Source organism: Mitsuaria sp. MSU3D (assembly GCF_056867975.1).
Window position 1 is genome coordinate 1387990 of sequence record NZ_CP200314.1, and the last position, 17292, is coordinate 1405281.

Below are 17292 nucleotides of genomic sequence, written 5' to 3' on the forward strand. Positions count from 1 at the left end.
GGGCAGAGCCTGCGCGCAAGGGCGGGAATGACGCTATTGGCGCCGGGCGCTGTTCCGCCATCATTTCCGGGAGATTTCCTGCGTTACAGCTGAAATGCGGAGACACCCGGACGTGGCTTCCGCCGCGTGAAGAACCCGTGATAGCTTTCGGGCCGCCACCATGAATGCGACCACCACGCCCCACATCCTCGCGGTCGACGACGACCCGGCCATCCGCGAGCTGCTGACCGACTACCTCACCGAGCACGACCTGCGCGTGACCGCGGTGGGGTCGGGCGCGGAGATGCAGGCCGTGATGCAGGCGCAACTGGTGGACCTCGTGCTGCTGGACCTGCGGCTGGGCCGCGAGGACGGCATGCAGCTGGCGCGCACGCTGCGTGAGAGCAGTCAGGTGCCGGTGATCATCGTCACCGGCCGGCAGGATGAGGCCGACCGTGTGATGGGGCTGGAGCTGGCCGCCGACGACTACATCAACAAGCCCTTCAGCTCGCGGGAACTCCTTGCGCGCATCCGCGCCGTGCTGCGGCGCTATCAGCTGCTGCGGGAGGCCGTCCCGGCGCGCGACGAGCGTCGACGCGGCTATCGCTTCGACGGTTGGGAGTTGAACGTCCGCAGCCGCAGGCTCACCGCGCCCGACGGCGCGCGCGTGGAACTCTCCAATGGGGAGTTCAACCTGCTTCAGGCGCTTTGCTCATCGCCCCAGCGCGTGCTGACCCGCGATCAGCTGCTCGACCTCTCCCGCCTTCACGGCGCCGAGGTCTACGACCGATCCATCGACGTCCAGATCCTGCGGCTGCGACGCAAGATCGAAAGCGATCCGGCACAGCCGCTCTACATCTGCACAGAGCGCGGGGCCGGGTACGTGTTCAGCGTGCCGGTGGAAGTGCTGGAGTAAGTCGGGGAGCGGGGCGAGGGAGAGCCCGCGCGAGACTGCCCGAGGCCGGCGGCGGAGCCCGCCAGGGCGCTCAACTCGATCCGCTCACCTGCGGTTCGCTGCTCTCAGACAGAACGCGCCTGGTCAGTCCTGGAAGCGGGCTCCGCCGCCGGCCTCGGGCAGCCTCGCGCACTGCCATCGACGGAGCAGCCTCCGTCATGCGTTGAACTGCAATGCGGCCAGGCGTGCGTAGAGGCCGCCTCGCGCCACGAGCTCGGCATGCGTGCCTTGCTCGACGATGCGACCATGATCCATCACCACGATGCGATCGGCACGCTGCACCGTCGAGAGACGGTGCGCAATGACCAGGGTCGTGCGGTCACGCATCGCCTCGTCCAGCGCCTGCTGGACCAGCCGCTCGCTTTCCGCATCCAGCGCGCTGGTGGCTTCGTCCAGCAGCAGCAGCGGCGCGTCCTGCAGCATCGCCCGCGCGATCGCAATGCGCTGGCGCTGGCCGCCAGACAGGCGCACGCCGCGCTCGCCCAGGAAGCTGTCGTAACCCTGCGGCAGTTGGCGGATGAACTCGTCGGCATGTGCGGCCTTGGCCGCGGCGATGACTTCCTCCGCACTCGCGTCCGGGCGGCCGTAGCGGATGTTGTCCAAGGCGCTGGCCGAGAAGATCACGCTCTGCTGTGGCACCAGCGCCATGCGGCCGCGCAGGTCCGCCAGCTTCACGCGGTCCACAGGCACGCCATCCAGCTGCAGTTTGCCGGACTGCACGTCGAAGAAGCGCTGCAGCAGCTGCAGCACCGTGCTCTTGCCAGCACCGCTCGGGCCGACCAGCGCGACGGTCTCGCCAGGCTCGATGCGCAGCGTGAAGTCCTCCAGCGCGGCGCGGTCGGGGCGCGACGGGTAGTGGAAGCGGACCTGTTCGAAGGCCACGCGCGCCGGGCCGGTCGAGGCGGGCAGGGCGACCGGCGCCGCCGGGTCCGCCACCGGCGATTGCGCCGCGAGCAGCTCCATCAGCCGCTCCATCGCGCCCGCCGCGCGCAGCAGGTCGCCCCAGACCTCCGCCAGCACCGCCACCGATGACACCAGCAGGATCACGTAGACCACCGTCTGCCCCAGGTGACCCGCGGAGATCTTGCCGGCCATCACCGCCTGCGTGCCCTGGTACAGCCCCCACAGCAGCGCGCCGAAGGTCGCCGTGATGATGAACGCGACGAGGAAGGAGCGCACCTTGGTCCGCTTGCGCGCGGTGTCGAAGGCGGCCTCGCTGGCGGCGTCGAAGCGCACGGCCTCGCGCGCCTCCTGCGCATGCGACTGCACGACGGTGATCGCGTTGAGCATCTCCGCGGCGATCGCGCTGGTGTCGGCGATGCGGTCCTGGCTCGAGCGCGACAGCCGCCGCACGCGGCGTCCGAAGAACATCGCCGGCGCCACGACCAGCACCAGGATGCCCAGCACCTGCGTCATCACCCACGGATTGCTGAAGATCAGCAGCGCCACCGCGCCCAGGCCCATGATGACGTTGCGCAGCCCCATCGACAGGCTGGAGCCGACGATGCCCTGGATCACCGTCGTGTCGGTGGTGATGCGGCTGATGACCTCGCCGGTCTGGGTGGTCTCGAAGAACTCGGGACTCTGGCGCAGCACGTGGCTGTAGACGGCGGTGCGCAGGTCCGCGCTGACCCGCTCGCCCAGCCAGGTCACTGCGTAGAAGCGCAGGGCCGAGAACACGCCCAGCGCCGCGCCGGTCGCGAACAGCCAGACGAAATGCTCGCGCAATGCCATCAGCCGGTCGCCCGGATCGGCGGACACCAGGCCCTGGTCGATCAGCTGGCGCAGCGCGAGCGGGAAGACCAGCGTCGCCGCCGCCGCCAGGACCAGGAAGACGATCGCCGCGGCGATCCGCCCCCGGTACGGCCGCAGGAAGGGCCAGAGCGCCGGGCCCATCGCCCGCAAGGGGGGCGGCGTGCGCACGGCGTTTGCCTGTCCGCTCGAAGCGGGCGCCGGTTCGGGGTGGCGGGAGGCCGTCGCCGAGGGGGACGAGCCGGGAGAAGAGGGGGACATGGCGGACATGAGGTCAGTTTAGGGGCCGCGTGTTGCGGGAATGTCCCTACACGCGGAAAGTCCATCCCAGGCAGTGATTGGCAAGGCAATCATTGCCTAAGCAATAATTGTCATCAAGAATTTCCGTCAGTGCCATCCCGGAAATCCGAAGTCATGAAAGACGACGTCATGAGTGCCAAGTTGCCCCCGCCCGCCGATTTCTACAGCGCCGACAGCTTCACGTCGGAGCCGAGCCTGGGCTGGCTGCTGCGGCAGATCAAGCAGTCCATGGTGCTGCAGGCCGACAAGATGCTCGGCGAACTCGACCTGACCCACGCGCAATGGGCGCCGATGTTGCGGCTGCGTTTCAACGGCCCGATGTCCAGTGCCGCGCTCGCCCGCGAGCTGGCGATGGACGGCGGCGCGATGACGCGGCTGCTGGACCGGCTGGAAGCGAAGAACCTGGTGCGCCGCGAGCGCTCGGTCGAGGACCGGCGCGTGGTGATGGTGTCGTTGTCCGAGGTCGGCGTGAACGCGATGGCGGCCGCCCCGGGCGTGCTGTCCAAGGTGTTCAACGACCACCTGGCCGGCTTCACCGACCAGGAGTTCCGCACGCTGATCGGCCTGCTGCAACGCATCGTCGTCAACGGCCAGGGCATCCGCGACGCCGACCTGACGGGCGAGTCGTCCACGCTGGTCGACAAGTTCGAATGATCGCGACGGACCCGATGCCGACCTTTTCCATTGCCTGCTCTCCCCACAAGAACAACAGTCCTGAGGAACCTCCGATGACCTCCCGTTTCCTTCATCGCACCACGCTGGCCCTGGCCATGGGCGCGGCGCTGCTGATGGTGCTCACCGCCTGCGCGCCCATCCCCAAGCTGGCCGAACCCGGCCGGCCGATCGACGGCGCCGAAGCCGCCCGTCTGGGCCTCGACGCCGGCCAGAGCCAGGCGCTCGACGCGTCCTGGTGGAAGACCTTCCGCGATCCGCAACTGGATGCGCTGGTCGACCAGGCGATCGCGAATTCGCCGAACCTGGCACTGGCCCGTGCCCGCATCGCCCGCGCCGCGGCGATGACCGAGAACGCCGAGGCCGCGAAGCGTCCGGCCGCCGAGCTCGAGGCCGACGTGACCCGCCAGCGCATCACCGAGAACGGCATCTACCCGCCGCCGCTGGCCGGCAGCGTCCGCACGCTGGCCAACATCCAGGCCGGGTTGAGCTACGAGTTCGACTTCTTCGGCAAGCATGACGCGGCGCTGCAGGCCGCGCTCGGCCAGCAACGCGCGGCCGAGGCGGACGCGGCCGCCGCGCGGCTGAGCGTGTCCAACGCCGTGGCCAAGGCCTACGTCGCGCTGGCGCGCAGCCAGGCGCAGGGCCGTCTGCTGGAGCAGCAGAAGACGCTGCGCGACCAGTCCTTCGAACTCGTGCGCCAGCGCAGCGCCGCCGGCCTGGACAACGGCCAGGACCTGCGCGTCGCCGAGGCGCCGCTGCCCGACATCCAGCGCCAGCAGGTCGTGCTGCGCGAGCAGCAGGCGCTGCTGCGTCACCAGATCGCCGCGCTGACGGGGCAGGGCCCGAAGGCGACCGAATCGCTGGAGGCCGCGCTGCCGGTCGCGCTCGACTGGCAGCAGGCGCCCCACCTGGACCTGCTGGGCCGCCGCCCGGACCTGGCCGCCGCGCGCGCGCGGGTCGAGGCGACGGCGCAGGACATCCGCGTCGCCCGCGCGCAGTTCTATCCGAGCGTGAGCCTGACGGCCTTCGTCGGCCTGAACTCGATCGGCCTGGATGAGCTGTTCAAGAGCGGCAGCCGCCAGTACGGCGCGGGTCCGGCGCTGCACCTGCCGCTGTTCGACAGCGGCCGGCTGCGCGCCAACCTGCGCGGCAGCGCCGCCGAGCAGGACGCCGCGATCGCGAGCTACAACGTCGCGGTGCTGGACGCCGTGCGCGACGCCAGCGACCAGTTCACCACGCTCGAGTCGCTGCGCCAGCAGCGCACGCAGCAGGACGCGCTGGTGGCCAACGCCGACAGCCAGGCCGCGCTGGCCGATCAGCGCCACCGCGCCGGCCTGACGGGCCGCATCGCGGTGCTGAGCGCGCAGCAGAACCAGCTGCTGCAGCAGCGCGGCCGGATCGACCTGCAAGCCCTGACGGTCGATGCGCAGATCAACCTGATGCGCGCGCTGGGGGGCGGTTATGCCGAGCCTGCCCGGGACGCCGCGCAGACGACCGCCTCGGCCGACCGCCGCTGACACCGGTTCCTCCGACAGGCATCGAACACGACATTGAAACGCCGGCGGTCATGCCGCTGACGCGCCCGAATCACAAGAATCCCGAAGAGCACACCATGAGCGCAACGCCCCCGACCAACACGCAAGCTCCCGCCAAGAACGGCTCCCGCAAGAAGGGCCTGACGATCATCGCCGCCGCCGTCATCGTGGCGGGCCTGGCCTACGCCGGGTATGAATGGATCGTCGGCAGCCGCTACGAGTCCACCGACAACGCCTATGTGCAGGCCAACGTCGTGCAGATCACGCCGCTGGTCGGCGGCACGGTGCGCGCGGTCTACGCCGACGACACCGACTTCGTGAAGGCCGGCCAGAAGCTGGTGAGCCTGGATCCGGTCGATGCCCGCGTCGCGCTGGAGCAGGCACAGGCGCAACTGGCCCAGACGGTCCGCGAGGTCCGCACGCTGTACGCGAACAACAGCGGGTTCGAAGCGCAGGTCAAGGTCCGCGAGGCCGACCTGAAGCGCGTCACCGTCGACCTGGATCGCCTGCAATCCGACGTCACGCGCCGCCAGCCGCTGGTGGCCACCGGCGCCGTCGGCAAGGAAGAGCTGGAACACGCGCAGTCGCAACTGACCTCGGCCCGTGCGCAAGCCGCCGCCGCGCAGTCGGCGCTGCAGGCCGCGAAGGATCAACTGGCCTCCAACCAGGTGCTGACGGACGGCGTCAAGGTCGAGGAACACCCGAACGTGCTGCGCGCCGCCGCGCGTCTGCGCGAGAGCTACCTCGCGCTGCAGCGCGCCGAGCTGATCGCGCCGGTGGACGGCTGGGTCGCGCGCCGCTCGGTGCAACTGGGCCAGCGCGTCGCGGCCGGCGCGCCGCTGATGGCGGTGGTCGGGCTGCAGCAGGTCTGGGTCGACGCCAACTTCAAGGAAAGCCAGCTGGCCAAGCTGCGTATCGGCCAGAAGGCGACGCTGGAGGCGGACGTCTACGGCAAGAAGACCGAGTACCACGGCACGGTGCAGGGCCTGGGTGCCGGCACGGGCGCGGCGTTCGCGCTCCTGCCGGCGCAGAACGCGACCGGCAACTGGATCAAGGTCGTGCAGCGCGTGCCGGTGCGCATCGCGCTGGACCCGAAGGAAGTGCAGGAGCATCCGCTGCGCGTGGGCCTGTCGATGGACGTGCAGGTCGACATCCGTGACCAGGGCGGCGCGATGCTGGCCGCCGCGACCGGCGCCAGCGCGCCGCGACTGCAGACGACGATCTTCGACGTCCAGGAGAAGGCCGCCGACGAGCAGGTGAACAAGATCATCGCGACCAACCTCGGCAAGGCCGCGGCCAAGACGACCACCACGCGCGTGCAATGAGCGATTCCACTCCAACCGCGCCCGGCGCGCCGGCGGCCCCCGGGCCCGCCGCGCCGCAGGCATCGCCGGCGCCTTCCGGGCCGCCGGCCGGTCCCGCGCCGCTGACCGGCACCGCGCTGGTGCTGGGCACCATCTCGCTGTCGCTGGCGACCTTCATGAACGTGCTGGACTCGTCCATCGCGAACGTGTCGCTGCCCGCGATCGCCGGTGACCTCGGCGTCAGCCCGGTGCAGGGCACCTGGGTCATCACGAGCTTCGGCGTGGCCAACGCGATCTCGGTGCCGCTGACCGGCTGGCTGACGCAGCGCTTCGGCGCGGTGCGGCTGTTCACGACCAGCGTGCTGCTGTTCGTGCTGGCGTCCTGGCTGTGCGGCTTCGCGCACTCGCTGGAGATGCTGGTGGCGGCGCGCGTGTTCCAGGGCCTGGTGGCGGGACCGATGATCCCGCTGTCGCAGACGCTGCTTCTGTCGAGTTATCCCAAGCACAAGGCGGGCACGGCGCTCGCGTTATGGGGGATGACGACACTGGTCGCGCCGGTGGTGGGGCCGCTGCTGGGCGGCTGGATCACCGACAACGTCACCTGGCCGTGGATCTTCTACATCAACGTGCCGGTGGGGCTGTTTGCGGCCGGGCTGACCTGGAGCATCTACCGCACCCGCGAGACCCCGACCAAGAAGCTGCCGATCGACACCATCGGGCTGGCGCTGCTGGTGCTGTGGGTGGGCTCGCTGCAGGTGATGCTGGACAAGGGCAAGGAGCTGGACTGGTTCGAGTCGAACCAGATCATCGCGCTGGCCGTGATCGCGGTCGTGGGCCTGGCGGTGTTCATCGTCTGGGAGCTGACGGACAAGCACCCGGTGGTGGACCTGCGGCTCTTCGCGCGGCGGAACTTCCTGTTCGGCGCCTCGGTGCTGTCGATCGCGTACGGGCTGTTCTTCGGCAACGTGGTGCTGCTGCCGCTGTGGCTGCAGCAGCACATGGGCTACACCGCCACCGCCGCGGGCTTCGCGCTGGCGCCGGTGGGCGTGCTGGCGATCCTGCTGTCGCCGGTGGTGGGGAAGAAGGTCTCGGTGTGGGACCCGCGGATGATGGCGAGCTTCGCCTTCGTGATGTTCGCGATCGTGCTGTGGATGCGGTCGGTGTTCACGACGGACACGGACCTCGGGACCATCATGATCCCGACGATCCTGCAGGGCGGGGCGCTGGCGTTCTTCTTCATCCCGCTGACGACGCTGACCCTGTCGGGCATCACGCCGGAGCGGATCGCCGCGGCGGCGGGCTTGTCGAACTTCGTGCGGATCACGGCGGGCGCGATGGGGACGTCGATCTCCACGACCTTGTGGGAGAACCGGGCGGCGCTGCACCACCATCACCTGGCGGAGCGGCTGTCGCTGGGCGATCCGGCCGAGACGGCGGCGCTGGACACGCTGCAGCGCCAGGGCTTCAGCCACGACCAGGCGCTGGCCTACCTGAACCGGCTGGTCGACCAGCAGGCGTTCACGCGGGCGGCGGACGACATCTTCCTGGCGTCCGCGGTGCTGTTCGTCGTGCTGATCGCCTTCGTGTGGCTCACGAAGCGGCCCCCGAAGATGGGCGCGCCTGTGGATGCGGGCGGGGCGCACTGACGAATCGATCGCCGAGGCGACAGATATCGCCCCAACGTCGAAAGGGGTCCCGCGGGACCCCTTTCTGCTGTGCGATTGGCGCTTCGTCGGGTTGCGATTTGCGCAGTGATTCGTGCCTGCGTTTGGCGTCAAGCCTTGGAGGACGCCAGGTCCAGGCAGTACGCAATCAGCTCGTCCAGTTCGCTGGACTTGTCGAAGACGCGGTCGGCGCCGAGCTGCTCGCAGCGCTGCCGCATGTCGGCCGTGGCGTAGTTGGTCAGCACGATGACCTTGGCCTCGGGCTGCAGTTGCCGCGCCTTGGGCAGCAGCGACATGCCGGAGCCGCGCTTGAGGAAGAGGTCGATGATGAGGATGTCGCAGGGGACCGCCTCGTCGTGCAGCCAGCGCAGCGCGCTGGCTTCGTCCTCGGCCCAGCCGACCACGTCGAGGTCGAGCATCTCCTGCAGCGTCGCGACGAGGTTCTCCCGGATCAGCGGGCTGTCCTCAACCAGGAAACAGTTCAGCGTGCCGGGCGTCGGTGCGGTGACGGGAACGGTGGACATGGGCATGGGCGTGAGCGAGGCGCTCATTATCACGATCCCGAGCCCCGCTTCGAAGCCGGCGCCAGCCGCGCGTTGCATTCAGACAGCGCCTTGAGACTCTCCGGGTCCGCCTCCTCGCCCAGGTCGATCAGCGGAACGATCGCCGCCAGCGGCGCCAGGGCCACGCCCAGCACGGCCGCGGGCACCAGCTTGCGCAGCAGCGGCCCCTTCTGCAGGCTGATCTGGGGGTCGCCGAACGTCCCCTGGATGTTCAGCGGTGTGCGCAGCGTCAGCGGGCTCTTGTCCTTGGGATCGACCTTGGCGGTCAACGCCAGCCGTTCCGTCGCCAGCGACATGCCGCCATCCACCAGCACCACCGAATCCTTCGTGTCGATGACCATCGGCCGCGGCGTCACCACGCCGTCCTTGACCCGCAGATCGGCGACGCCGCAGTACACCTCCAGCGGTTCGTCGCCGCGCACCAGCATGCCCAGGCCTTGCGCGATGTCGATGCCCGCCGCCTCCACGATCAGATGGGAGATGGTCCCTTCGGTCCAGTACAGCACCATGCGGCCATCCGCGCTCGCCAGCAGTTCGGCCGTCGACTTGCCTTCGCCATCCAGCGCGACGCGCCCGCCCATCAACCCGGTGACCCAGCGCTGGCCGTTCTTGCGCTCCAGGTTCAGCCACTGCTCCAGATGCACGCCGCCGACACGCAGCCGCGCCTGCCACTTCGCCTGCGGGCCCCGGCCGTCCAGCTTCATGTTGCCCGCCACCTGGCCGCGCGCCACGCGCGCATCGATGTCGCGCAATTCCAGGACGCCGTCCTGCAGCACGATCCGCGCGTTCAGCGGTTCGGCGGCCTGCAGGAGCGCGCTGCCGGATTCGAAACGCGCCAGCTTCACATTCACGTTGGCGTCCATCGCCCGCAGCGAGGGCAGGTCGAACTGCTTGTCCGGCAGCACGCGCGAAGGCCCCTTCTTCGCCTTGCGCGCACCCGGCTCCGCAGGCACACCGACCGCCGGTCCGAGGTCCGCCAGCCACAGCTCGCGACCGCGCAGTTCGCCGGTCAGCGTCGGGCGGCCATTCTCCGGCTTGTCGTACTGGAACTCGCCGCTCAACTGGCTCTTGCCGATCGTGGCCTTGCTGACCGCCGTGGTCCAGCGTGTGCCGTCGCGCGTCAACTTGCCCGCCATCGCGAAGGCCGGCGTGGTCGGCAGCGTGACGCCGAGCGGCTCGCCGACCGCGGCCAGCGACGGCCCCGCCAGCGTGTATTTCCCGGACAGACCCTGGCTGACCAGCAGGTCGCGGACCTGGCCGTCAAAGCTCAACTGGGCCTTGCCGATGTTGCCGCGCAGCGTGACCGGCACGGCGGGTGCGTTCGGGTCCGAGGACATCCAGGGCAGCGCGGAGCCAGTCTGCAGGCTGGCCTTGATCGGCAGGTCGCGCCAATGGCCCTCGGCCTGCGCCGTCACGCCGTTGCGGCCGCCTTCGCCGGGTCCCGGTTCGCCGGCGGGCGCCGAGGCGCCCTTGGGCTTGCCCGCCACCCGTTCGCCGAAGTCCACGGCGAGCCGGGTGCCGGAGGCGGCCGCGCTGGCCACCCGCGCCGCCGCCGCGGGCGCGCGCTGTCCAGACGCCGCGCCCGATGCGGCAAGGCCCGAACGCACCGCGGAAGCAGCGTCCTCCGGCGTCGCCCAGGTCTCGCGCAACGCGAAGCGGCCCAGCAGTGACAGCTGCTGGATCTTGTCGTCCACCAGTACCGTGCCCTGGCCCACTTCGAGCAGGTCGAAGCGGATGCCGTCGATGTTGGGGCGCTTGCGCACCTGCGTGTCGCTGGGCGGCTGCTTGCCGAATTGCCAGCTCGCGCGGCCCTCGACGTCACGTTCCAGCCGCAGGGTCAGTTCGCCCGCGCGCAGCGACTTCACCTGCAAGGCCTGACCCTCGTGGCGCAGGGCCAGCAGGTCCGAATAACGCAGCGTCAGCGCGGCGTCCTGCGCCTGCAGCATCGGACCGCCCAGCGTGCTCCAGCTGGGGCCGGCGATCGTGAGGCTGTGCGAACGCAGGCGCAGGTGGCCGATCAGCCGGAGCTGCCAGGCGGTGTTGTCCTCGTCGCCGTCGAAGCGCACCTGGCGGTCGAGCTTCTGGCTCAGCCATTGCTCCGCCGGGCGGCGCAGGAAGGGCCAGCCCAGCCATTCGCAGACGCCGACCGTGATCAGCAGCATCGCCAGCAGCACGCCCAGGCCCAGGGCCCAGCCATGGAAACGATGTCGTCGCGGACCCGGCGAAGGCGCCGGCGCGGAGGAGGGCGCGTTGTTCACCACCATTGCTCAAACATCCTGGAAAAGTATTCCTTGCCCCGTTGCCACAGGCCGCGGTCCTGCCAGCGCTGCAGCTCGATCGTCTTCGACGCGCCGCGGTCGCGCTCGAACATGCGCGTCATCGCGCCGCCGAAGTCCTCGCCGAGCACGACCGCGTTGACCTCGTTGTTGTGCACGAAGCTGCGCCAGTCCATGTTGCTGGAGCCGACCGTCGAGACCACGCCGTCGATGACGGCGGTCTTCGCATGCAGCACCGCGTCCTGCAGTTCATGGATGCGAACGCCGGCCTTCAGCATGCGCTCGTAGTGGCTGCGGCCCGCGTGCATCACCGGGCCGAAGTCGCTGCGCGAGGGCAGGATCAGCTGGACGTCGACGCCGCGCTGCGCGGCCTCGCACAGGGCGTCGACCATGTCCTGGCCGGGCGCGAAGTAGGCCATCGTCAGGTACGCGCTGCGCTGCGCGGCGCGGATGCTGCCCAGCAGCAGCGTGTAGATGCGGTTCTCGGTGTCCTGCGGCGTGGACGGGATCACGCGCATCAACTGCTGGCCCGCGGGCGGGCCGGGTGGCGGCTCGATCGCCGCGACGGTGCCTTCGCAGTGCTGCTGCGACCAGACCTCGCGGAACATCGTGTGCAACGCCTGCGTCGCGGGGCCGCGCACCTGGATCATCGTGTCGCGCCAGCCGTTCTCGTCGGCCTTGTCATCCCCCTTGTCACCGGCCTTGCCTCCGGTCTTGCCGCTGGCTTCGCTCGATGCGGCCTGGGGCCGGGGCGCCTTCGACGCGCTTCGGCCGCCGAAACCGCCCGAGCCCGACGAGTACACCGCGCTGATGTTGATGCCGCCGGTGAAGCCGGTCTCGCCGTCGATGACCAGCATCTTGCGATGGTCGCGCTGCGTGATCTTGTGGTACCGCGTGCGCTGCTTCAGCGGATTGACCGGATTGAAGGCGCAGACCGCGATGCCGCCCTGACGCAGGCGGTCGAAGTAGGTCTCGTCCGTGCCGATCGATCCGACGCCGTCGTAGAGGACCGCGACCTCGAGGCCATCCGCGCGTCGCTTCAGCAGCAGGTCGGCCAGCTGTCGCGACACGTCGGCGTCCTCGATGATGTAGCTCTCCAGGACGATCTGCCGGCGTGCCTTCTCGATGGCCGCGAACATGGCGGCGAAGGTGGCCGGCCCATCGACGAGCAGCTGCGCGTCGTTGCCGGCATACAGGTCGACATCCCCGAACGCGGACATCGCCGCGAGCTGCCGCTTCAGCAGGTCCGATTTGCCTTGTGCGGCCGCCGCCTGCAGGGCCTGCTCGCGCCTGGCCTGGTTCATCTGGCCGCGCGGGCCGACGACGTCGACCTGCGCGGCCACCCGCGTCAGCGTCGGCGCCGTGGACGGCGGCTCCGGGACGCGGCCGTTGACCGGCGCGCGCGGCGTGCCGCAGGCCACGAGACCGACGCTCGCGCCGAGCGCGAAGAGCAGGGCCGCGACGCGCCGGCGCATGCTGTCAGTCCCTCAGCAGGTCGGCGAGGTCGTCGGCGTGCTCTTCCTCTTCGGCGAGGACTTCCTCGAGGATGCGTCGCGTCGTCGGATCCTTGTCGCCGATGAGCTGGATCATCTGGCGGTAGGCCTCGACGGCGATGCGCTCGGCGATCAGGTTCGATCGCAGCATCTCCTTCAGGTCCTTGGACTCGTCGTACTCGGCGTGGCTGCGTTGGGTCAGCGTGTCCGGCTTGAAGTCCGGATCGCCGCCCAGCTGCACGATGCGCTCGGCGATGCGGTCGGCGTGGACCGCCTCCTGCGTGGCGTGCTCGAGGAACTCCTCGGCGATGCGCGGCGAGTTCAGGCCGTGCGCGGTGAAGTAGTGGCGCTTGTAGCGCAGCACGCAGACCAGCTCGGTCGCGAGCGCGTCGTTGAGCAGGCGGATCACGTCTTCGCGCCACGGGCCGTAGCTGGGCGTGACCGGGCCTTCGTCGAGGTGCTGGCGAGCGCGTTGCAAGGCCTGTTCGTCAAGCTGCAGGTGCTTGTGTTCGGGGGCGTTCATGGGCTGGCTCCTCTGGATTCAAGAATCGGTGAAGGTCACTTTCGAAGGGCGTTCACGCCGGTGATGCCCAGGACCAGCAGCACCAGGAAGATGACCAGGAAGATCCCGAACAGGATCTTGGCGATGCCCGCCGCGCCCGCGGCAAGGCCGGTGAAGCCGAGTACACCCGCCACCAGCGAGATCACGGCAAAGATCAAGGCCCACTTCAACATGACGATGTCCTTTCCAGCTGTCGGCCGCGGCGCGGCACTTGGGGTCACTGTAGAAGCCGCCGTGGACCGGAAGGATCAGCAGGGCCCACGTCCGGGTGTAGGACAGGACGCCGCCACCGCTGCCTTGGAGCGCGGTGCCGGACTCGTCCTACACGCGGCTCCGGCGCGGTACGACAGACGGCGGCAGGTCGCGGGCCTAGCCTTGCTTCATCCTCCCGTCCCGTCTTCCGACCTCGGCGCCGAGCGCTGGAAAGGAACCCAAGATGATCAAGCTCAACAAGACCCTCACTTCCCCCTCCGCCGCCGCGTGGATCACCGCCGGGGCGGTGCTGTCGGCCGTCATGATGGTGACCACGCCGGCCTTCGCGGCCGCGTCCAAGTCCGACATCCAGGCGACCTATGAGCAGGAACGCGCCAACTGCCTGGCCGGCAAGACCGGCCAGGCCCGCGCGGCCTGCCTGAAGGAAGCCGGCGCGGCCCGTCAGGAAGCCCAGCGCGGCAGCCTCCGGACCGCGAGCGCGCAGGACCTCGCCAACAACGCGATGCTGCGCTGCCAGCGCGTCGCCGCGGAAGACCGCGAGGACTGCCGCATGATGGTGATGGGGCAGGGCACGCGCGACGGCAGCGTGCAGAGCGGCGGCATCCTGACCCGCATCGATCGCATGGTGCAGGAGAACCCGACGGCGGCGGGGATTCCGTCCGCCCCGGCCGAACCGCCGAGCGCGACGATGCGTCCGGGACCGGACGTTCCGCCTCCGCGCCAGCCCAAGGCCAGCGCGCCGGCACGATGATCGATCGACGAGGAGCGACACCATGCTGATGAAACGACTCGTCCCCCTCGCGTTGTCGAGCCTGGCCGGCTACGCCCTGTGGCAGTGGCAGGCCCGGCGCTTCGAGGCGCGGCACAAGACCTCGCATTCGAAACCCGAGGAGGTCACCACCTGGGAAGGCGAGGGCGGCGCGCTGCATCGCACCGGACCTCACATGGGACCCGAGCCCGCCAAGCCCACGACCTGACGCGCTGGACGCGCTGGACGCGCCGAACGCGCGATAGAAAAAGGCGCCTGCATCACAGGCGCCTTTGTCATGGGAGCGTCGGAACGCTCATCCGCCCGAGCCCTGCTGCGGCTCGCGCAGGAAGATCTCGACGCGGCGGTTCTTGGCGCGGCTCTCCGCCGTGTCGTTCGACACGAGCGGTTCGCGCGAGCCTCGGCCGGCGACCTCGACCCGGTCGGAACGGACGCCGCGGTCGGCCAGATAACCCCGCACGCTCTCCGCGCGACGCAGCGACAACGGATCGTTGATCGCATCGGAGCCGGTGTTGTCGGTGTGGCCCACCACGCGCACCATCGTCGGCGACGGATTGCTGTTCAGGCCGTTCGCGAAGGCGTCCAGCACCGGACGCAGCCGCGGCTCGATGGCGGCGCTGTTGGTCGCGAAGGAGATGTCGCTCGGCACGTCCAGCTTCAACTGGTTGTCCGCCGTGCGCGTCACCTCGACGCCGGTGCCCTGGGTGGCCTGTTCCATCGCGCGGCGCTTGTCCTCCATGTGGCGTGACCAGACGTTGCCGGCCACCGCGCCGAGCGCGCCGCCGATCAACGCTCCTGTCCCCGCCTTGCCGCCGGTGGCGGAACTGATGACCGCGCCCGAGACGGCACCGATCGCGGCGCCGCCCGCGGTGCCGCGCTGGCGTTCGTCCATGTTCGCGCAGCCGGCCAGGACGGCGGCCGCCAGGGCGGCCGCGGCCAGTCGGGTGTGTCGCATCTGCATGTTGCTTCTCCTTGTGATCCGGGTAAGAAAACCCAACGACCCGGGCGGCTGTGCCGCCGCCCGCGCAGGTCAGTATCCCAGCGCGGCGGCGGACCCGGTCCGGGTCTGGCGGGTGAGTCGCCCGCGCATCGCACCGGGGTTCCGGTCCGAGCGCGTGTCCGACGGTGACGAAGGAGGGCAAGTGCGGCACCTGCCGTGTCCCCCAAGTTCCAGTCGGTGACCCCTCCCATAACTGTTATCGAGCTTCCATGGATGACAAGTGTTTGTTATTCAGCGCCGGGCCCTTGGTTCATAGCATGAAGCCTTCTTCGCTACCCGCTCCGCGGAGTGCCCATGTCCCGATCGTCCGAACCCGGTCGCACCCCCGTCAACGGTGTGGAACTCTCCCCCTCGCCGAACTGGCAGGCCGAACATCTCGGCTCCCATGTCCGCTACGCCATGCAACCGGTCATCGATCGTGCCGGCCGCGTCGTGGCCACGGAACTGCTGTTCCGCTGGAATGCCAGCAATGACGGCGTCGGACCGGAACTGGGCGCCTACGCGACGGCCACGGCCCTCTCGGGCGCGTTGATCGATGGCGAACTGCTGACCGACGCGCCTGCCGCGGAGCACCCCATCGGCGACCTGCTGGTCAACATGGACTGCCGCACGCTGATGAGTCCGATCGCCGAAGCGCTGACGCCGGATGTCGGCGTGATCGAGCTGCTCGAAACCGTCGTGGTGGACGCGGCGCTTCTGCATCGAATCCGCGACCTTCATGGCCGCGGCTACCGTTTCGCCCTCGACGATATCGTCCGCGCCGACGACGCGCGATGGTCACTGGCCCCGTGGGTCCAGTTCGCCAAGATCGATGCCGTCGGTCTTGATGCAGATCAACTGTCTGCGCTGGTTCGCCAGGCCCACCAACTCGGCATGGCCGTCATCGCCGAGAAGATCGAAGACGATGCATCCCTTCAGCGCGCGCGTCGTGCGGGCGCCGACTATTTCCAAGGCTATGGCATCGCCCGGCCGACGACCCTGGCCGTGCACGCGCTGCCTGGATGCGATCCGCACGTGGTCGGGCAGCTGTTCATGCTGGCGCGCTCGGGGGTCTCGGCGTCGTCGCTCGCGCTGATCGCGGGGCGTCATCCCGCACTGGTCGCGCGACTGCTGCGCGTGCAGGCCATCCATGCGCCCCATTGCGCCGCGACATCGGAGTCGCTGGCGGATGTGCTGGCGTCGTTGCCCCGTGCGGTCCTGGTTGCCTGGCTGGCGGTGCTCAACGTCGCCGCCGTGCATGGCCGGGATCGCGACTTGGCGCAGCTGCTGCGCGGCGAACTGGCCGAAGGGCGGCTCCGCTTGCGTCGCGAGGGCCTCGTGAGCACCTCGGGAGCGCTGGAGCAAGCCTCCTTCATGCTCTGCAAGCAACTGCTGCGGATGCGGTTGCTGTCGAAACCCGCCTCGGTGTTCCTGTCGATCCTTGGCTCCGCCACACCTGCTCGTGATGGCAGGCCCGGCAATGGCATGGTGACGGCTGCCGCCTGAGGGCGCAGGCGCTTGAGCCATGACCAAGCCACCCGGGAGGGCGGCCTGTCCGCGAGCATCCGGGCACGGGGCCTCCCCCCGGCACGCTCACTCGTCGATCAGCCCATGCAGCCGGGCGACACTCGTGGCCATGGCGCGGGAGTTGACGTTCAGCTTGCGATAGATCGACCGCAAGTGCTGGTTCACCGTGAAGCGCGAGATCGACAGGCGGCTGCCGATGTCGACGATCGGCAGGCCTTCGATCAGCAGGTTCAGCACGCTCCATTCGCGTTGACCCAGGCCGAGCTCCTTCAGCTTCTGCCCCTTGTCCACCTTGGGCTTCACGCCGGTCTCCAGGCTCTCGAGCTTGTCGAGCACCAGCCGGGAGACGGCGGGGCTCAAGGGGGCGTGGCCGTTGTGGGTGGCGATGATCTTGTCGATCAGGCTGGGCTGGATTTCTTCCTTCAGCAGGTAGCCCGAAGCACCCGAGCGCAGGCTGCGCATCACATGCTTGGCATCGCCGAAGGTGCTGATCACGATGCTGTGGGCATCGGGACACTTCTCGTCGATCAGCTTGATCAGGTCGATCCCGTCCACGTCGGGCAGGCCGAGGTCGACCAGGTAGATGTCCGCACGATTGGCGAGGATCGCGGAGACCGATTCGCCGCGGTTGCGACCGATGCCCACGATCTGGCAGGCGCTGCTGGCCGACACGACGTCGATCAGGCGCTGCAGGACGGTGGCATCGTCTTCGATGATGGTGACGGTGATCATGTCTGTTCCCCTCT

General features: G+C 69.4%; 16 protein-coding genes. 8 read left to right on the top strand and 8 right to left on the bottom strand.

The window, feature by feature from the left end:
* Nucleotides 1-160: 160 nt before the first annotated feature.
* Nucleotides 161-895 (top strand): response regulator, encoded by a 735-nt coding sequence (locus AC1VNM_RS06340; RefSeq protein WP_377155269.1) that lies wholly within the window; start codon nucleotides 161-163, stop codon nucleotides 893-895.
* A 195-nt stretch (nucleotides 896-1090) separates the two neighbouring features.
* Here the strand turns inward: AC1VNM_RS06340 and AC1VNM_RS06345 are convergent, their stop codons facing one another.
* Complete coding sequence (locus AC1VNM_RS06345; protein ID WP_377161946.1) at nucleotides 1091-2830, bottom strand: ABC transporter transmembrane domain-containing protein; 1740 nt, start codon at nucleotides 2828-2830, stop codon at nucleotides 1091-1093.
* A 285-nt stretch (nucleotides 2831-3115) separates the two neighbouring features.
* On the opposite strand from AC1VNM_RS06345, the gene AC1VNM_RS06350 reads away from it, so the two are divergent.
* The 4 genes from AC1VNM_RS06350 (at nucleotide 3116) to AC1VNM_RS06365 (ending at nucleotide 8146) form a co-directional block, all read left to right on the top strand.
* On the top strand, nucleotides 3116-3640 hold the full coding sequence (locus AC1VNM_RS06350) for a MarR family winged helix-turn-helix transcriptional regulator (RefSeq protein WP_483106259.1): 525 nt from the start codon (nucleotides 3116-3118) through the stop codon (nucleotides 3638-3640).
* Nucleotides 3641-3714: 74 nt separating this feature from the next.
* Nucleotides 3715-5178, top strand: a complete 1464-nt coding sequence (locus AC1VNM_RS06355) for an efflux transporter outer membrane subunit (protein ID WP_377155267.1) — start codon at nucleotides 3715-3717, stop codon at nucleotides 5176-5178.
* 95 nt (nucleotides 5179-5273) lie between these two features.
* Nucleotides 5274-6521: an EmrA/EmrK family multidrug efflux transporter periplasmic adaptor subunit gene (locus AC1VNM_RS06360; RefSeq protein ID WP_483106260.1), complete on the top strand. Its 1248-nt coding sequence runs from the start codon at nucleotides 5274-5276 to the stop codon at nucleotides 6519-6521.
* Nucleotides 6518-8146 (top strand): DHA2 family efflux MFS transporter permease subunit, encoded by a 1629-nt coding sequence (locus AC1VNM_RS06365; protein WP_483106261.1) that lies wholly within the window; start codon nucleotides 6518-6520, stop codon nucleotides 8144-8146. The genes AC1VNM_RS06360 and AC1VNM_RS06365 overlap by 4 nt, the downstream gene beginning before the upstream one ends.
* Before the next feature lie 128 nt (nucleotides 8147-8274).
* Here the strand turns inward: AC1VNM_RS06365 and AC1VNM_RS06370 are convergent, their stop codons facing one another.
* The 5 genes from AC1VNM_RS06370 to AC1VNM_RS06390 are packed head-to-tail and all read right to left on the bottom strand — an operon-like array spanning nucleotide 8275 to nucleotide 13231.
* Nucleotides 8275-8688, bottom strand: coding sequence for a response regulator (locus tag AC1VNM_RS06370; RefSeq protein WP_377155262.1), 414 nt, complete (start codon nucleotides 8686-8688; stop codon nucleotides 8275-8277).
* Nucleotides 8689-8717: 29 nt separating this feature from the next.
* Nucleotides 8718-10991, bottom strand: a complete 2274-nt coding sequence (locus AC1VNM_RS06375; protein WP_483106262.1) for an AsmA family protein — start codon at nucleotides 10989-10991, stop codon at nucleotides 8718-8720.
* Entirely contained in the window at nucleotides 10982-12478 is a 1497-nt protein-coding gene (locus AC1VNM_RS06380; RefSeq protein WP_483106263.1) for a phospholipase D-like domain-containing protein, read from the bottom strand. Before AC1VNM_RS06380 ends, AC1VNM_RS06375 begins: the two co-directional genes overlap by 10 nt.
* A 4-nt stretch (nucleotides 12479-12482) precedes the next feature.
* Nucleotides 12483-13019, bottom strand: coding sequence for a ferritin-like domain-containing protein (locus AC1VNM_RS06385; RefSeq protein ID WP_377155259.1), 537 nt, complete (start codon nucleotides 13017-13019; stop codon nucleotides 12483-12485).
* 35 nt (nucleotides 13020-13054) lie between these two features.
* Nucleotides 13055-13231, bottom strand: a complete 177-nt coding sequence (locus tag AC1VNM_RS06390; RefSeq protein WP_067271457.1) for a DUF1328 family protein — start codon at nucleotides 13229-13231, stop codon at nucleotides 13055-13057.
* 263 nt (nucleotides 13232-13494) lie between these two features.
* Here AC1VNM_RS06390 and AC1VNM_RS06395 point away from each other — a divergent pair, with 263 nt between their 5' ends.
* Together AC1VNM_RS06395 and AC1VNM_RS06400 are read left to right on the top strand one after the other, a co-directional pair.
* Complete coding sequence (locus tag AC1VNM_RS06395; RefSeq protein WP_377155258.1) at nucleotides 13495-14022, top strand: hypothetical protein; 528 nt, start codon at nucleotides 13495-13497, stop codon at nucleotides 14020-14022.
* Between the two features lie 22 nt (nucleotides 14023-14044).
* Entirely contained in the window at nucleotides 14045-14248 is a 204-nt protein-coding gene (locus AC1VNM_RS06400) for a hypothetical protein (protein WP_377155257.1), read from the top strand.
* 87 nt (nucleotides 14249-14335) lie between these two features.
* Here AC1VNM_RS06400 and AC1VNM_RS06405 read toward each other — a convergent pair whose 3' ends face one another.
* The gene (locus tag AC1VNM_RS06405; protein ID WP_483109249.1) at nucleotides 14336-14995 is read right to left on the bottom strand and encodes a YiaD family glycine zipper/OmpA-like lipoprotein; all 660 of its coding nucleotides are present in this window, start codon (nucleotides 14993-14995) and stop codon (nucleotides 14336-14338) included.
* 339 nt (nucleotides 14996-15334) lie between these two features.
* Between AC1VNM_RS06405 and AC1VNM_RS06410 the strand changes: the two genes are divergently transcribed.
* A complete protein-coding gene (locus AC1VNM_RS06410; protein ID WP_483106264.1) occupies nucleotides 15335-16525 on the top strand; it encodes an EAL and HDOD domain-containing protein in 1191 nt (396 codons plus the stop codon).
* Between the two features lie 87 nt (nucleotides 16526-16612).
* Here AC1VNM_RS06410 and AC1VNM_RS06415 read toward each other — a convergent pair whose 3' ends face one another.
* Nucleotides 16613-17278 (bottom strand): response regulator, encoded by a 666-nt coding sequence (locus tag AC1VNM_RS06415; RefSeq protein WP_067271469.1) that lies wholly within the window; start codon nucleotides 17276-17278, stop codon nucleotides 16613-16615.
* Between the last annotated feature and the right edge of the window lie 14 nt (nucleotides 17279-17292).

Excerpts from the sequence above, each read along its gene's own strand:
- AC1VNM_RS06340 (WP_377155269.1), top strand. The coding sequence starts at position 161 with ATGAATGCGACCACCACGCCCCACATCCTCGCGGTCGACGACGACCCG.
- AC1VNM_RS06390 (WP_067271457.1), bottom strand. The coding sequence starts at position 13,231 with ATGTTGAAGTGGGCCTTGATCTTTGCCGTGATCTCGCTGGTGGCGGGT.
- AC1VNM_RS06385 (WP_377155259.1), bottom strand. The coding sequence starts at position 13,019 with ATGAACGCCCCCGAACACAAGCACCTGCAGCTTGACGAACAGGCCTTG.
- AC1VNM_RS06360 (WP_483106260.1), top strand. The coding sequence starts at position 5,274 with ATGAGCGCAACGCCCCCGACCAACACGCAAGCTCCCGCCAAGAACGGC.
- AC1VNM_RS06370 (WP_377155262.1), bottom strand. The coding sequence starts at position 8,688 with ATGTCCACCGTTCCCGTCACCGCACCGACGCCCGGCACGCTGAACTGT.
- AC1VNM_RS06395 (WP_377155258.1), top strand. The coding sequence starts at position 13,495 with ATGATCAAGCTCAACAAGACCCTCACTTCCCCCTCCGCCGCCGCGTGG.
- AC1VNM_RS06410 (WP_483106264.1), top strand. The coding sequence starts at position 15,335 with ATGTCCCGATCGTCCGAACCCGGTCGCACCCCCGTCAACGGTGTGGAA.
- AC1VNM_RS06350 (WP_483106259.1), top strand. The coding sequence starts at position 3,116 with ATGAGTGCCAAGTTGCCCCCGCCCGCCGATTTCTACAGCGCCGACAGC.
- AC1VNM_RS06355 (WP_377155267.1), top strand. The coding sequence starts at position 3,715 with ATGACCTCCCGTTTCCTTCATCGCACCACGCTGGCCCTGGCCATGGGC.
- AC1VNM_RS06380 (WP_483106263.1), bottom strand. The coding sequence starts at position 12,478 with ATGCGCCGGCGCGTCGCGGCCCTGCTCTTCGCGCTCGGCGCGAGCGTC.
- AC1VNM_RS06400 (WP_377155257.1), top strand. The coding sequence starts at position 14,045 with ATGCTGATGAAACGACTCGTCCCCCTCGCGTTGTCGAGCCTGGCCGGC.
- AC1VNM_RS06405 (WP_483109249.1), bottom strand. The coding sequence starts at position 14,995 with ATGCGACACACCCGACTGGCCGCGGCCGCCCTGGCGGCCGCCGTCCTG.
- AC1VNM_RS06415 (WP_067271469.1), bottom strand. The coding sequence starts at position 17,278 with ATGATCACCGTCACCATCATCGAAGACGATGCCACCGTCCTGCAGCGC.
- AC1VNM_RS06345 (WP_377161946.1), bottom strand. The coding sequence starts at position 2,830 with ATGGGCCCGGCGCTCTGGCCCTTCCTGCGGCCGTACCGGGGGCGGATC.
- AC1VNM_RS06365 (WP_483106261.1), top strand. The coding sequence starts at position 6,518 with ATGAGCGATTCCACTCCAACCGCGCCCGGCGCGCCGGCGGCCCCCGGG.
- AC1VNM_RS06375 (WP_483106262.1), bottom strand. The coding sequence starts at position 10,991 with ATGGTGGTGAACAACGCGCCCTCCTCCGCGCCGGCGCCTTCGCCGGGT.